We start from the raw sequence: 14,863 nt of genomic DNA, 5'->3' as shown, positions 1-14,863 counted from the left end.
GATGATGAACACAGGATATTTTAAAAGTTTTGACGGAAGTGACATTTTTTATAGAGCATGGAATTTTCGACCCAATCAAAAAACATTGATCATTATACACCGTGGTCACGAACATTCTGAACGGTTACATGAGATCGCCACGGATGCTCAGTTTGAGGGATATAATGTTTTCGCTTATGATCTTCGTGGGCATGGTTACACCAAAGAACCGGTATCACCAATTTTCATGGATAATGTACGGGATTTGGATATGTTTTCTAAATATCTGCATCAGCAATACCAGATAAATGAACAAGATATTTTCGTAATTGCCAATAGCATAGCTGGAGTTATTGTGACGTCATGGGTTCATGATTTTGCTCCCCCAATTGCAGGTATGGCTTTGTTAGCTCCTGCATTTGAGATTAAATTATATGTTCCTTTTGCTAATGAGTTTATTGGTTTTACAACCAAACTAAAAAAAGATTTAGTGATTCAAAGTTATGTCAAGTCTAAAGTTTTAACTCACGATAAAGCACAACAGGAGGCGTATGATCAAGATCCGCTGATTTCAAAGTCGATTAATGGTAGGTTATTAGTGGATTTACAAAGTGCAGGTAAAAGATTGGTGGAGGATGCCGCAGCGATTAATATTCCAACTTTGATCCTATCTGCTGAAAAAGATTATGTGGTTAAAAATAGTGTGCAAAAGAAATTTTATGTCAATTTGGAATCTCAAGTTAAGGAATTTAGAACTTTACCCAATTTTTTTCATGGCATATTGTTCGAGAGTGGGAGGCATGAAGTGTATCAATATATTAAAACTTTTGTAGTCAAATCATTTGAAGTAGAACCGAATGAGCTGAGCTTAGCTCCGGACTTGTTCTCGGTAAAAGAGTATGAGAACTTATATTACAAAGTAATGCCAACTATGGAAAAGTTGAACTTTGCATTTCAAAAATGGTCTTTGGGAAAAATCGGTACTTTAAGTGAGGGGATGGCTCTTGGGTTAAAATACGGATTTGATTCTGGTATATCGCTAGACTATGTATATCATAATCAAGCAAAGGGAAAGTTTGGAATCGGTAAAGTGATCGATAAAGGATATTTAGAAGCAATTGGTTGGAGAGGGATCCGAATTCGAAAACAACATCTATTGACATTATTAGAAAAGAATATTCTAGATATTCAATCTTCTGGAAGAAAGGTAAAGATTTTAGATATTGCAGGTGGGACAGGAAATTATCTTTTTGATATCAAGGAGAAGTACCCAGATGTAGAAATTGTGATCAATGAATTTGTGGAATCAAATATCAGCTTGGGCGAAAAAATTATTCATCAAAAAGGTTATAGCGATATTCGTTTTACAAATTTTGACTGTTTTGATCCTAAGACTTATCAGCTCATTAATTTTGAACCTAATATTACTATCATTTCTGGAATCTTCGAATTATTCGGAGATAATCAACTTACGAATAAAGCTGTGCAAGGCATTGTTTCTATCTCAGAGGAAAATAGTCATATTCTATATACTGGACAACCTTGGCATCCACAATTGAAAATGATAGCATTTGTTCTGAATAGTCATCAAAAAAAGGATTGGGTAATGCGTAGACGCTCTCAAAAAGAACTAGATCGAATAATGGCGTTTAATCATATTAAGAAAGAGGATATGCTCATTGATGACTATGGTATTTTTACAGTCTCATCGGGAAAGGTTAAAGGATAGAATTTAATTTAAGAACTGTTATTACGGCATTATAAAAAATGATCGTCTAGATTATTTTAGATGAGGAGTGAATGATTAATGAAAAGTTATGTCAAGGAAAATAAAAATATTTATTTATACCCTAATTACCTCTATTTTAATACACGGGTTTTCGCTTTCATTTGCTCAATATACAGTCGAGGATCTTCCTAATCCTAAAATCAAGGGGCAGGCTTATTTTGTTTCAAATCCAGATCATATTATTTCTTCAAGTGTCATGGATGAACTTGACGCTATATCTTGGCGGATCGACTCGATTACAGCGTGTGAATTTGCGATTGTTATCGTTGATGATTACGTTGGAGATAGCGATTTTGATTTTGCATTAAAGTTATTCAATACTTGGGGAATCGGAAAAAAAGAGAGTAATAATGGTTTACTTCTTTTTATTGCCAAAAATAGACATGAGTACCGATTTATATCGGGTTATGGCATGGAAAGTATATTGCCAGATGCTTACCTTAAACGGATAGGTGAAAAATATTTAGTTCCTAATTTTCGAAATGATGATTATGATCGTGGAGTTTTAGAGTCATCGAAATTTATCCAAAAAATCTTAAATGCTCCAGATGCAAGAGCTGAATTAGATCGGTTAATGCCCGAAGCAATACCTTTTTGGAATTTTAAAAATCCATATTTAAGAAATTCGTTGTTAGTACTTGCCGTATTTATATTTCTTTATGTTTGGATTTCAGTGGTCACCAAAATCACGAAAGGGAAAATAACAAAAAAAAGCAGTTACTTTCCTCCATTAATCAGTGGTTGTGGTTGTATGGGAATACTGATGTTTTTTACTTCCTTTATTTTTGCATTTGTTTTTGAAAATTTTGACCAAGTTTATCAAGTTAAAAATTTGCCCTACTTCATTCTCATTTTCGGAGTGATTACTTTAGGTATGAAATATAATGCTGGTATTACAGCTGTCACAAATTCTTATAAGGATGAGGAAAACATTCAGCAAGCTATTCGTAAATTTTTGAAATGGAATTTCCTACCGTTATTAATAAGTCCTTTGGCATGGATAGATTTTGGAAGATCCAATAAGCGATTAAGTCTTCATCCAGGACGTTTAGTCGCTCCTGATAATTCCGGAAACTGGTTAAGAATAAATCGAGATCAAGCAGATTCAAAAATGAGAAATTTTCTGGATGCAGGACAATTAATGGAAGAAAAAATTAATAGCCGTGATTATGAAGTCTGGGTTAATAGTAAAACAAACGAGACTAAATTGATTCCCTGGGATGAGGACAAAACTATTATACTATGTCCACAATGCCATTATAAAACATTTGAAAAAGATTTGCGAAAGACAATTACGAAGGCTACTTATAGTTCTGGTGGATTGGAAGAGCAGTACGATTTGTGTAAATATTGTGGCTATGAGATATCTCATGGAACTCATAATACGCCTCGTCTAGTCAGGTCTTCTTCTGGTAGTTCTGGAGGTGGATCGGGGCGTTCTGGTGGCTCCGGTGGAGGAAGTTTTGGTGGAGGATCTTCAGGTGGTGGTGGAGCAGGAGGAAGGTGGTAATCGTTTGTCTGCAATCAGGCCGATAATGTTATTTGATACTGATTTGATCATTAATGTTTTGCTTGTTGTAGCTGTATAAAGAAAACAGTGTAATCATCAATTGACAATTACACTGTTTTTATTTCAGATTGTAGTAATAGCTAAAAAAGATCTTTAAATACAATTTATCTTGTATTTACTTTTTACTGATCGCATGGATGATACCTTGTAGGTTCTCGTTAAATTCCAATAATTGAGCAAACATCTTATCATCCTTCCCAAGATCACCATGCTTATTATTTTTTTGAAAAACCTTTTTGATTGTTTCCCAGCGTTCTTTTTCCTCTTCTGTTAAGAGATGTGCTAATTCTTTCAGTTTTAATAAATTGGATTCTTTATCTGTGGTAAGTGTTTGTGATTCACTTTCATAATGCGTCAAAACCAGTTGATTAATTTCTCGGTCATTCATCATCGGTATGACCTGAGCTACTAATTTGCTCATATTACGATAAGAGCCCTGTAATTTAAATGGAGGCTCTGTTCGATAACTATCTTGCATAGCAGCACTGTTGATATAGTTTTGATTTACTCTTACGACGATATTCCGAATTTTAAAAAGATGCTGCAAAACTGCGATGAAATCATCAACGTCTTGTTTTAGGTAGTTTCCTTCTAATTCTGGTAATTGTTCTTCTTTATTTTCTATAAATCGGATGAGCGCATAAAAATCATTAAAACTCTTACTTGCAATTTTATCAATTGCAGGATTTTCAATTGCAGCATTTTCAATTAAACTTAAATTAAATAAATAATCTGTATCTCCAATAACATCTCCTAAATTGTATACATCGGCACGATTCGCTAACATATCAGGGATTCTAAATTTAGAACCACTTTCCGTATAAGGATTTCCAGCCATTACGATACAAAATCGATTTTCACGAAGATCGTAAGTCTTACTTTCTCCTTCAAAAATACCATCAATCTTTCTTTGTCCATCAGCAAGAGAAATAAATTTTTGAAGAAATTCAGGGTTGAGATGCTGAATGTCATCTAAATACAGCATCACATTGTCTGCCATTTCAAATGCTAAATTAATTTTTTTAAGCTCTTCTCGTTCACCAGAAGTTTTAGCTTCAGCTGGATCGATGGAGGTAATGGAGTGACCGATGGTAGGACCATTGATTTTCACAAAATGTAAGCCCATCGTTTTTGCGAGATATTCCATCAATGTTGTTTTGCCATATCCTGGAGGAGAAATGAGCAGAAGCATGCCCATTTTTGCTGTACGTTTATTTTCTCCAGCTACACCTAATTGCTTAGCGAAATTTGTTCCGATTAGAGGAAAATAAACATCATTGATCAATTTATTACGGACAAAGGAACTCAGTACTTTAGGTTCGAATTCGTTTATCTTTAATTCTTTTTTATAGGCCGTGCTTAATTTTTCTTTTAATGTATTAAAGGACTCGAAACGAGGTACATCGATGTGTTGAAATTTTGTCAATTTCTGAATGAAAGAATGAAAATCTATTTGATAACTTTCATTTAAAATTACGGGATGACTACCTTTCAAATGTGCCACAGAAAGTTGATCCTTGGCTATAATGAGTTCATAATCGTCCTGATTAAATAAAATGAGCGCTGCTGTTTCATTAATGTATTTTTCAAATGTAATTACATGATCAGTGCTCTCAATAAAAGCATATAACCAGTTTTGAGTTAAATAAAAGCGATCTGTCAGATTGAAACCTTCATTTTTCAGATCTGCCTCAAAATCTTTTAAAATCTTTTTATCATGTAGATAACGGGTAAACTCTTGTTTTAAATGATCTGCAGATTCGGACAATGATAATTTGTTGAATTTGCTAAATGTTTTAAAAAGATAATGGGCCATGTTGGCTTCGTTTATCTGTGATAAATCCAAATTTGTCTCCCAGTGATTGACTTCATCTAGAATTTCCTTTATTATACTTTGATAACGATTTGAATTTGGAAAATTCTTAAGTATTTGATTAGATGATTGGATAAGAGCTAATAATTTAGAACGAACGGATGCATCCAATTGATACCAAAAAAAATGGGCATATGTTCTAGTATCAGGATCAAACTGTAATAAATCTAATTTTTTCCCTAGAATATGAAGCTGCTCATAAATCTGAAGTGCATCAAAATTATGAACACCTTTGATATATGATTCTGCATAATTTTGTTCTACGGTTTGATTGATAAATTTTTCAGCATTAAAATTCTCTTCTGATTGTGATGCTATGAAGGTCTTATATGCTAAATACTCGGCACGATATACCAGTTTATTTTCTGAAATAATTTCTTGTTCCCATATATCCCGAAAAGTATTGATCTCTTGGGCGGTCACTTTTTGATAAAAACTGGTTCCTGTCAAATGATAATATAGCTCATCTTGCCGACGGATTAAAGTTAAACCTAAACGCTGATTATTGACTGTAAATTTGTTTTTGCCTAGTTTAATTATATTTTCACCTTCAACAAATAGTTCGGACTTATCTCTTAAAACTCGCAGTGCATCTTCTTGTGATTTTTTTAGTAAATTCTCAAGACTTTCAGCTTTAGATACATCTTGTATTGTCTTCAGCTCTGCAATAATTTGACGAATTTTGTCAACCATGAGATCTGTCGAGTAAAAACTTAGAATATCTTCTCTAGTGGATAGTGATTTTGCCTTATTCTCAATGTTTTTAAGGACGCGTAGCGCTATCTGTTCCAGAGAAGATGATCGTTTATTGACTTGCTCAATAATAGATTCCCGCTTGCCATTGAAGGCTTTAATAATTTCGTCACGCTTATCAGCAATTTTTAAAGCAAACTCGTCAAATTCAGAAAACTTACTTTCAAGTTCCTCTAAGTTGACAACAATCTTAGTATAATATTCATCAACTTTTTCTGCTGAAGTGGATAATTCCAGATAGTTAACAATTGATTGTTCTAACAAAGTGAGCTGAGCCGAAAATTCTGCAATCGCTTCAGAACTTTTTAGTGTATTTAATTTCCGTGTTAATTGAGCTCGAACCTCATTTAAAGACGCAAAAATAACGGATATTTTTTCAATGATTCTTGTTGTCTGTGTTGTGTCTTCAATCTTTAAGCTATGAAGTATATCAATCAATAATTCGAGATCACTGGAGATCGCTTTACATCCATCTTCAATAGCTTTGGCATCAATAGCTTTTGTTACTTTTTCGACTTCTTGCTTTTGGATGATAACTTTTTGCTCATATGATGTAAGTGCAGCCTCCTGTAATAAAAACTGTATTGTTTTCTCAGAAAGATGAGATGCTATATGTTGAAGTTGATCTTCTAATTCATTTACTCTATTATTATCAATGTATTTTACATTTCGTAAGTCAATCACCTCGCCTTGTAATTTACGTGTATCTGATAAATTGTGCACCAGTTGATCTAGCTGTTCATAGATCGAACTATTGACTTTAAAAACAAGATCTTCTATTTTTTTCTCCGTAGCCGCTAAAATTTCTTCGGCGTGTTTACGCTGAATCTGTACTTTAACGAACTCGTCGATCGCGGTGTTCGCGACTTCTTTTATCTGTTGTAAGGGTTCGCCAAGATTTTGAAGCGCTTTATCATTAATCCAGAAGTAAGAATCTATAATGGAATTTGATTTTTTAAGAATATCTTCATAGAGCCCCTCATAGGAATCTTCTTTGTTGATCAGTTGAATGACTTCTTGAACCTCAGACATCGCTTGAACAATATCTTTATTTCCGATTTTGTACAAAGGATCATCTCTGCGAGATTCATTTTCTTTAAGAACAGCCATGTAAGGAGTCTCCCATATCTGCACTTGATGATGTCGCGTCGCTTCGTTTTCAGTACGAAAATATATTAAGCTTCCATCTTTAAATATCGTAAATCCATTGCAAACGATTGGGGTTTCTACAGATTGCTGAATGATATTATAAGACATCAAAATATATGTATTCGACTGTTCATGTGTGAAAACATAGAGATAGTCTTCTCCATTAGGAGAGATTACTTTTTTTAGAAACTGAACATTTTCGAGGTTATTCTCGAAAGTTTTATGTGTGCCATTCTGAAGATAATATCCATTAGAGAATATGATACCTTGATTATCAGGTAGCAAAATAGCTGATTCATTCAGCGTTTTTAGATTAACTACTTCTTTTGTCCTTAAGTTGAAAATGTAAGCACGAAATTCTTCTTGAAAGGGTTTTATCCTTAGAGCAATCATATTGCCTAAATCAGCGTAGTGGTATTCTGCATCATCTAGCTGTTGATCTAGATTACTTACCTTTTCAGAGTAAATACCTTTACCAGATTCGGTATTGTTTTCAATTTTAAATGTGATATCACCATGAATCGCTTCAATAAATACCTTGTCTAAGATTGAGATATGAGGAAAACGACCCAATCTTCGATCTTCAAGTGTAGTTTTTATCCAATCAAATTCATGTTGATTTGCCTTTTTGACTTCATGTATACTTCTATCATCTAAGTAGATTAATTTCCCATCTTTAATCAACCATTTAAACGCTTTTAGATCCTGTTCATTCTTGGTGGTCTGAAAGATCATATACAAGTAGTTCTCCGTTTTTCTGAATTTGGAAAAAATCGAATCTCTATAATATTTGTATAGATTTTGGTAATCATTTACAAAATTTACATCGTTTATGAAATCAAGATCTTGTGGAATAAATTGGTTATCTTCAAATAAATAGATACTAAATACATCCTGTAGCTGTATTTCGGTTCGTAATCCAAAATGTACATTATATCCGAATATGCAAATATTACCAATAGCCAAAATACCTCTTGATACACAGTTATTATCTGTTGATATGCGTTGATTGGCTTTTAATATAAAGTTGGTCGAATTAAATACCTCTTTTCTGGAAGTATTTAATAATTGTAATTTATTAGAAAGTGTTTCTTTCTGATTTAGAAGACGTTTTCTAATAATTTCGTAAGATCCAGAGTCTAAAGTATCGTTGTTCGCTTGTGTTTCTTGCATAATTCGAAAATAATCGTGGACTATTTTAATCTTTTTTGAGTTCTGTTTTCTACTTATTTTGATATCAAGTTACTATATTGACTTTACGAATGTTGTATATAGAAGTCAACTGTACATTTATAACACTAAAAATCCAATTTATCTTTGAAAAATACTGTATGATAGACAAATTTCATGATACCAATTGAATTGTCAACTTGAATACAATCCGTTTTCAAGTTGACAGATTTGAGAAAAAATTAGATCAACTTTTTATTGGATATCCCTAAGTTTTTGGCTAAGCCGAATAGCGAGGTGATGAAATTGCTATCTTCACTATCGTCAGCATTTTTGGCTGCTTGTTGCAATTGTACCAAAGCAGCAGAGATGGTTAGATTTTTGATATCATTGGAGGATATCCCATATTTATCCGCTAAGCCACGCACTTTTTCAGCAATATCACCTTTTCCATCTGGACCCAACAACGAGTTTTTGATGTCTGTGGCATGTTTTGAATTGTTGATTAAATGGTCAAAACCTTTGGAAGTAGATACTTGACGGACAATATTTTCAAAAAACATAGTCTCACCGCCCACAATATCAATTTTTGCAGTTTTTAAAGCTTCTGCTAATACAGATGCTTGTGATGCCGCAATATCTTTTTGAATGCCTATGTGGGCCAATTCAATATCTTTTTCTTTTTGTAATTGTAACTTAAATTCTTCATGATCTTTTCCAACACCATCTAATTTTTTCATGGCCTCCGCTTTTTCTTGAATTCCTGTAGCTTCAGCAATCGCTTTTTCACGCGTTACCTCTGCTTCCATTAAGCCTTGCTTACGGTTCGCTTCTGCTTTTTTCTCAATAATAGATGCCTCAGCTGTACCTTGGATTTGGGTAGCTTCTGCTTTTGCTATCATTACTTCAGCCTCCGATAATCCTAAAGCAGCATCTTCTTTTGCTTGTGCTTCTGCAATAATCTTCCGGCCTTCTGCTTCTTTTACGGATGCTTCTTTTTTCGCATCAGCATCTATTAGTAATTCTTGTGCTTTTTTCTCTGCAACTTTTCTCCTTGATTCAGCAAATATAACATCTTGCTCCGCCTTTTGTTCAGATGCTATCTTATCTGCCTCAGCCGCTTTAACAGTTGAAATTAAACGTTCTTCGGCCTCTTGTGAAGCTGCAATAACACCAGCTTGTTTTTTACGTTCAACTTCACGAAACACCTCGATATCTTTGACTCCTTGTTGTTCTTCTACAACACCTTTTTCAAGTTGAACACGTTCTTTAATTACATTTTGAATATTTTTCTTCTCGATTTCAATTGAACGCTCTTTATCAATTTGTGCTAATGTGACAATTCGAATTCTCTCCGTTTCTTCTAATGCACGATCTTTTTCCACGCGTTCAGTTTCAACAGCATCAGTACGTAGTTTATTTTTCTCTGCAATGATAATCTGGCGAAGCTTATTTTCTTCTTGAATAGCTAATTGCTCTTCAGTAGAGATCCGAACAGTTTCTGATTTTAGACGTTCCTCTTCTCTAACTTTTGTTATTTCAGCATCTTCACGAGCTTTAATGTTATCGATTTCACGACGTTGTTTCTCTTCTTTTTCTGCCAATTGGCGATCTAGCTCAAGTATTGCCTCACGAGTTTCAACATTTTGTTTTTTAATTACTTTCTCTTCGTCACGGCGTATAAGATTGGCGTGAATATTTTGTGCGGCAGTAAGTTCAGTGATTTTACGAATACCTTGTGAATCTAAAATATTATCAGGACTTAAAAATTTTAGTTCTGTTTGTTCTAGATAATCTATTGCACAATCGTCTAGAATGTATCCGTTTAAATCTGTTCCTATAATGTTTAATATTTCATTTCTAAATTCGCGACGAGCTTCGTATAGTTCAATGAAGTCGAATTTTTTTCCAACAGTCTTTAGTGCTTCTGAAAATTTAGATTCAAAAATACTCTTTAAGGTATCGGGATCACTTGCACGTTCACATCCCAAATTTTGAGCAACACTGATCACATCATCAACAGACTTGTTGACACGAACGAAAAATGCTACTTTGATATCAGCACGAATATTATCCTTACAGATTAAACCATCATGTTGCATTCTGGATATTTCGATTTTCTTTACAGAAATGTCCATAATCTCCATTTTGTGAAAAACAGGGATAACATACATCCCTTTATTGAAAGCCACATTGGTACCCCCGATACCTGTTCTTACTATTGCTTTTCCTTGTGGAATCTTTTTGTAAAAAGCACTTAATACAATGAAAAATGCAAAAATTAATAATACTATAATTCCTACAATCAAGAGGATGAGACCTGTTATCCCATCTATAAATAAAAGAGTTTGTAACTGCATGGTTAATAATTAAATATTGTGAATGGTTATTTCTTTTGTTACGTAATATATTTTTTTGTCTTTTGATTCATCAACAATAATGACGTCATCTCCGTATTCGATTTTTTCCCCATTTAAGCTTTCTACATAAAGACGAATAGGATCTCTTTCGATCAAAAATTCTGCTGACCCCAGTTTTTTACCTTCTATTGTTGCTTTCATTTTTCCCATTCTTCCAAGAAAATCAATTGGTTCTTCCCCATGATAGCCAATGTTATTAAATAGTTTTACTAATGGTTTGGTAAAAAAATGCATGCATATAAATGTGATGAAGAATATGGGTATTAGAATGAAAATTGATTTCAGACCCCATGTGGCAGTATTTAAAAATATGGAAGAAATGATCGTAATGATCCATCCAATAAATTTGAAAAGTGTAACGATGATCATAATAGGAACTTTGCCAACATTAATGAAATCCATTGCTTTTGCGAAAAAAGATGGTTCTGTATGCGTCTGTGTATCTGAATGATGATGTAAATCTTGAGAACTGTCCACATCTGTGACATCAGCAGTTGCGTCTATATGACCATCAAGATCAACGTCACCATCAAAGAGGTGTAATCCATCACCTGCAAAAGACATAATTAACCAATATAATAGCGAAATTCCTGTCAGTACAGTCATAATGCCGTTGGATACTGGATTGAAAAGTAGGTTAAATAATTCGCTCATAATTGGTTAGTTTTGTTAAAGTTCTCTTTTGAATGTGTAGTGAAATGACCAAGAATTTCCTCCAAATTCCAAATCTTGCATGGATACCAGTTCCCAGCCCTGGCTACCTAGCTCGTTCAGTATTTCATCGATTTTAGCTTCGTCAAGTTTTGTCCCCCAAAAACCTTTGGGTTCAATCTTAATAGTTTTATATTCAAATCTTCTCATCGTTTTTTAGTTTTAATTTTAGAGCTTGTAATTCGTCATTGACGGAGTCCTTATTTGAAATTGTTTCGTTGATTTCATCAATAATCGATTTGTTGGCATGTGCAATTTCACCATATGCTTTTGCTAAAGCTTCATCTTCCTCTACTTTGACTTTCATTCGTTCTAGCATAGATATGGTACTATTGGAATCAATATTTGCCAATTGTTTATTGACCATTTTAGCGGCATTAGATACTTTCACACGAGCTTTTAAGGTCGCCAATTCGCTTTCCCATTTCGAAATGTTAAACTTGAGAATATCTACATTTTTATGCAATTCATCTGCTGATTGAAGATGGATTATACTTTGTTTTTCTAATTCTGTAGCTTCTGCTATGAATTGGTTTTTTAATACTAGAGCTTCTTTTGCTAAGTTTTCAGCTTTATCAATTGAAAGTTCTCCATTTTGTGCTTTTTTCAATAAGAGAATAGCCTTTCCTTCGAAGACAGTTGATTCTTCTTGTTTTTTCTCAAAATTGCTTTTAGTACGAATTGCTAAAGCTTTAACTTTGGCATATGCCTCCAAAGCTTGTTCTAAATCATCTTTCATTTCGCGGATACCTTGTTCCGTCATTTTGATTGGGTCTTCCATTTTTTCAACCACAGCGTGTATTTCCGCTTGACCAATCCTAAAAATTCTTTTAAAAATATTCATCATTACTATAATTTTGAGAAGTTAATTAATTGATTGTAGTACTCACTTATTAATAAGCTTAAGGAATTGATTGCAGCATCAAATTCATTTTGATCAATATTGCTGATTTGCAGCGTATATCTAAAAATTACTTTTTTACCATCTTCTGTTAGAGCAAAACCCCCATGGATCATATCCCTATTCTTAATCAGTAGTGATTTGAACAATTCCATACTTTCATTGGAAATAGTAAATAAGTATTGTTCAAAAATTAAAATTGGATTAGCGATACCTACAATTAAATTGTGAATGCCGTCTAATTCATTTTGAATAATGAAAACACCTTCTTTTTCATCTTTATAAAAGATATCATATCCGATATTGCTAATAAAATTTTCAATTTTTGAGAAGTACATAATTTAGTTTTTTATATATTGCATATATTCTTTGCATAAAGATAATTTTTTTTGCAAAAATATTTTGCAAAAAAATTTAATTTTTTTGATAATGACAAATATTGGTAATAATATAAAGAAATTAAGAAAGGTAAGAGGATTGAGTCAACAGGCATTTGCTGATTTATTTAATCTAAGTAGGGGTAATATTTCGTCTTATGAAGAATTAAGGGCTGAACCTAAGATCGAAACTGTAATGGTAATTGCCAATTATTTTGGCATTCCGCTCCAAAGTTTAATTCAGGAGAATCTTTCCGTCAATCAAATTTTAAATTTTAGCGATTATTTTGAACCCGCGATTGTAACAAATGGCATAAAAAAATTAGCAAGTATTCCTTTACTGACACGAGAAGTTATGATGAATAATAATGACTTGTTAAATCAGATAGAGGGTGCAGAGCAACTTCAACTTCCTATTCAAAGTAAGCATAAGTTTTTAGCCATTGAATTTTCAGAATTGATTGCCGCTCCATTGGAATTGGAGGTTAAAGAACAGAGTATATTAATTTTTGAAGGTATTGAAATAGAATCTCTTCATCTTCTTCACCATAATTTAGGTCTGTTCTTGTCTAAAGAGGAAGTTTTTATCGGAAAGTATGAACAAAACGGGGAACAGATATCGCTGATCCTTAATTCTTGGAAAAGTAGTTTGTTTTCCTTACCTGATATTAAGTATTACTGGAAATTGTATGGAAAGTTTGAAAAAGTTTAGTCGTTTAATAATCATATTACAAAATATGCCTAAAGATACCTTTAGACATATTTTGTAATCTATGTTAGTTTTTACTGCCGCCACCAAAAAGTTTAGCAAGTAGCCATATTACTAAAGCTACAACAACAACAACGATGATTATACCTGACCAAACTCCTGCTTTAAAAATGCCTTCAATGACCGAACAGCTGGATAAAGAAAGGCAAGTTAACACGATCAACGTGAATGGAAATATTCTTTTCATAATATATTGAATTTTAATAAAGAACAATTATTAAGACTAAAAAGTTTGTTTCTACTATTTATTTCTTTAAAATGGTAAATCTTCTTCGAGGATTTCTTCTACCATGATTGTGTTGCTAGCTTGAGCTGATCTGGATTTATTCATCACCACAATATTGCCCACTTTAATTTCAGTGACCTGTCTTTTATCACCATTATTATCTTCATATTCGCGATAGACAATTTTGCCTTCAGCTAGGATTTGAGTTCCTTTCTGACACTGCTTTTCAATCATGTTATTGATGTTACCCCATACTACTAATGTATGCCATTGGGTTTCGTCTACCCAATCTCCATTTTTGTTTTTAAATAGATCTTTTGTGGCTAATCGAATCGATGAAACTTTTGTTCCGTTCGTACTTGTCTTAATAATTGGATCAGCACCTATATGACCGATCAGTTGGACTTTGTTTCTTAATGTACTCATAACTTTACTTTTAAATGTTTGTAAAAATGTTTAACTTAAATACTTGCTTTCCTTCGAATTATTCTTGAGGAACAGAAGCAAAGATGAAACGTAAAGCGAGTTTTAGTCGGTGATTAAACGTTTGTAGTCGACTATAGTCGTTTGTAAACGTTTGTTGTCGTTTATTTTGAGATTTATGGAAGAAGAAATTAATTTAAAAAGTTGTCTAGAATGTAAAAAGACACTAATAGGTAGGTCTGATAAAAGATTTTGTGATGATGCCTGTCGCAATAGCTATAATTATAGGCAAAATAGTGATCACACTAACTTGATTAGAAAGATCAATCATACATTACGTAAGAATAGACGTATTCTACAAGAATTCCTGGGAGAGGAGGGGATGCTCAAAATAAGCAAGGAAAAGATGTTGTTGCAGGGCTTTGATTTAAAATATCATACTCATAATTTCACCAATGTAAAAGGACAGACTTATTATTTTATTTATGAATATGGCTATTTGTTACTGGAAAATAATTTATTGTTGATCGTAAAACGCGTACCTAAATAGTTTCTTGAAAAATTTATTTTGAAATTTCAATTTTGTTTTAAATATTTGCATATCAATTTGGTATTCACAATTAAAAATAGAAGAATATGTTTGCTATATTAAATAACCCGACTTCAATCCAAAAGAAGGATCTTGGGGATATTCTTCAGAATACTTTTTTCTCGTAGTTACTCCTCTTTTGACTTTATTTTGGTCTCGACAAT

The 14,863-nt window shown here is 33.0% G+C and carries 12 protein-coding genes; 4 read left to right on the top strand and 8 right to left on the bottom strand.

The window, feature by feature from the left end; genetic code table 11:
- The first annotated feature begins 1 nt into the window (after position 1).
- Together MUB18_RS03225 and MUB18_RS03220 are read left to right on the top strand one after the other, a co-directional pair.
- Complete coding sequence (locus MUB18_RS03225; RefSeq protein WP_248754941.1) at positions 2–1,708, top strand: bifunctional alpha/beta hydrolase/class I SAM-dependent methyltransferase; 1,707 nt, start codon at positions 2–4, stop codon at positions 1,706–1,708.
- A gap of 88 nt (positions 1,709–1,796) precedes the next feature.
- Complete coding sequence (locus tag MUB18_RS03220) at positions 1,797–3,278, top strand: TPM domain-containing protein (RefSeq protein ID WP_045752592.1); 1,482 nt, start codon at positions 1,797–1,799, stop codon at positions 3,276–3,278.
- Positions 3,279–3,453: 175 nt separating this feature from the next.
- Here the strand turns inward: MUB18_RS03220 and MUB18_RS03215 are convergent, their stop codons facing one another.
- The 6 genes from MUB18_RS03215 to MUB18_RS03190 form a co-directional block, all read right to left on the bottom strand.
- Complete coding sequence (locus MUB18_RS03215) at positions 3,454–8,286, bottom strand: DNA repair ATPase (RefSeq protein WP_248754940.1); 4,833 nt, start codon at positions 8,284–8,286, stop codon at positions 3,454–3,456.
- Between the two features lie 239 nt (positions 8,287–8,525).
- Positions 8,526–10,643 carry a flotillin family protein gene (locus tag MUB18_RS03210; RefSeq protein ID WP_248754939.1) on the bottom strand — a complete coding sequence of 706 codons (2,118 nt, stop codon included), beginning with the start codon at positions 10,641–10,643 and terminating at the stop codon, positions 8,526–8,528.
- A 9-nt stretch (positions 10,644–10,652) separates the two neighbouring features.
- Positions 10,653–11,357 carry an OB-fold-containig protein gene (locus tag MUB18_RS03205; RefSeq protein ID WP_045752589.1) on the bottom strand — a complete coding sequence of 235 codons (705 nt, stop codon included), beginning with the start codon at positions 11,355–11,357 and terminating at the stop codon, positions 10,653–10,655.
- Between the two features lie 15 nt (positions 11,358–11,372).
- Positions 11,373–11,564, bottom strand: a complete 192-nt coding sequence (locus tag MUB18_RS03200; protein ID WP_094771482.1) for a DUF4177 domain-containing protein — start codon at positions 11,562–11,564, stop codon at positions 11,373–11,375.
- A complete protein-coding gene (locus MUB18_RS03195) occupies positions 11,551–12,261 on the bottom strand; it encodes a PspA/IM30 family protein (protein ID WP_248754938.1) in 711 nt (236 codons plus the stop codon). Before MUB18_RS03195 ends, MUB18_RS03200 begins: the two co-directional genes overlap by 14 nt.
- Before the next feature lie 2 nt (positions 12,262–12,263).
- On the bottom strand, positions 12,264–12,653 hold the full coding sequence (locus tag MUB18_RS03190; protein ID WP_021192378.1) for a YbjN domain-containing protein: 390 nt from the start codon (positions 12,651–12,653) through the stop codon (positions 12,264–12,266).
- Positions 12,654–12,744: 91 nt separating this feature from the next.
- Between MUB18_RS03190 and MUB18_RS03185 the strand changes: the two genes are divergently transcribed.
- Positions 12,745–13,404, top strand: coding sequence for a helix-turn-helix domain-containing protein (locus tag MUB18_RS03185; RefSeq protein WP_045752587.1), 660 nt, complete (start codon positions 12,745–12,747; stop codon positions 13,402–13,404).
- A 64-nt stretch (positions 13,405–13,468) separates the two neighbouring features.
- On the opposite strand, the gene MUB18_RS03180 is transcribed toward MUB18_RS03185, so the two are convergent.
- Positions 13,469–13,648, bottom strand: coding sequence for a hypothetical protein (locus MUB18_RS03180; RefSeq protein WP_045752586.1), 180 nt, complete (start codon positions 13,646–13,648; stop codon positions 13,469–13,471).
- A gap of 66 nt (positions 13,649–13,714) precedes the next feature.
- On the bottom strand, positions 13,715–14,113 hold the full coding sequence (locus tag MUB18_RS03175) for a single-stranded DNA-binding protein (protein ID WP_045752585.1): 399 nt from the start codon (positions 14,111–14,113) through the stop codon (positions 13,715–13,717).
- Positions 14,114–14,288: 175 nt separating this feature from the next.
- Here MUB18_RS03175 and MUB18_RS03170 point away from each other — a divergent pair, with 175 nt between their 5' ends.
- On the top strand, positions 14,289–14,660 hold the full coding sequence (locus MUB18_RS03170; RefSeq protein WP_248754937.1) for a hypothetical protein: 372 nt from the start codon (positions 14,289–14,291) through the stop codon (positions 14,658–14,660).
- The last annotated feature ends 203 nt before the right edge of the window (positions 14,661–14,863 follow it).

Source organism: Sphingobacterium sp. PCS056 (assembly GCF_023273895.1).
GTDB lineage: Bacteria > Bacteroidota > Bacteroidia > Sphingobacteriales > Sphingobacteriaceae > Sphingobacterium.
The sequence above is the reverse complement of the archived record's forward strand: the minus strand, read 5'-3'. Positions and strand labels throughout refer to the sequence as shown.